This is a genomic window from Rubellimicrobium roseum (assembly GCF_006152145.1).
Lineage (GTDB): Bacteria > Pseudomonadota > Alphaproteobacteria > Rhodobacterales > Rhodobacteraceae > Rubellimicrobium > Rubellimicrobium roseum.
On the sequence record NZ_VDFV01000152.1, the window covers coordinates 1 to 1087 of the forward strand.

Annotated in this window: 1 protein-coding gene; it reads left to right on the forward strand. The window is 66.8% G+C overall.

Annotated features, from left to right (window positions below; translation table 11 throughout):
• The coding region (locus FHG71_RS23290; RefSeq protein WP_139084182.1) for an IS5 family transposase at positions 1-911 on the forward strand (911 nt) is incomplete at its 5' end.
• Between the last annotated feature and the right edge of the window lie 176 nt (positions 912-1087).

The window sequence follows — 1087 nt, forward strand, 5'->3', positions numbered from 1 at the left end:
ACACCACGGTGATGGAGAAGGCCATCGCCCACCCGACCGACTCCCGGCTGCTGGAGCGGGCACGGGCGCAGTTGGTGGACCTGGCCCGGGAAGCCGGGATCGAGCTGCGGCAGAGCTACGCACGCCTGGCGCCGCGGCTGGCCGCACAGGTCGGTCGCTTCGCTCACGCGAGACAGTTCAAGCGCATGCGCAAGGCGCTGCGGACGCTCAAAGGCTACACCGGCCGTGTCCTGCGCGACTTGCGCCGCCAACTCGACGAGATCCCCGAGGGACCGCTGCGGGAACGTGTGCTGGACGAACTTGTCCTCGCCTCGCGTCTGCTGCACCAAGCGCCGAAGAGCACCGGCAAGATCTACTCGCTCCACGAGCCGGAGGTCGACTGCATCTCCAAGGGCAAAGCCCGGGTGCGCTACGAGTTCGGCTGCAAGGTCAGCAGCGCCACCACCCTCAACCGCGGGTTCGTCGTCGGCCTGCGCTCGCTGCCGGGCAATCCCTACGACGGCCACACCCTGGCCGAGGCGCTCGAGCAGGTCGAGATCCTCACCGACCAGCGACCGCGCCTCGCCGTGGTCGACCGCGGCCACGGCGTCGAAGGCACACAGGTCCTGATCAGCGACACCCGGCGCGGTCTGACGCCAACCTTGGCGAAGGCGCTTCGACGCCGCAGCGCCATCGAGCCCGAGATCGGCCACATGAAGACCGACGGCCGGCTCGCCCGCTGCGGCCTCAAGGGCACCATAGGCGACGCCATGTTCGCCGTCCTCTGCGGTTGCGGCCACAACCTCCGCAAGATCCTCACCCACCTCCGGGCTTGGTTTGCCCAAGTCATTGCCCTGATCCTGGGTATCAGCCGGGCGATGCTGGACCGCCAACACGGCTACGCAACCGGCCAATCGGGTTGTTCAGGCTGAACTAGAATAACATAATTTCTTCGAACGGCGTTGTTGCGCAACTCGGTCGCGGGCCGAGTTTCTCTCTTTCCCTTTCGGTTTAGCCGGCGCGGACGATCCTAGCCCGTCCGAGGGGCATTGTTGCGGAACTCGACTGGAGGCCGAGGTTGCCCCTTTCCCCTTCAGGTCAGGCGACG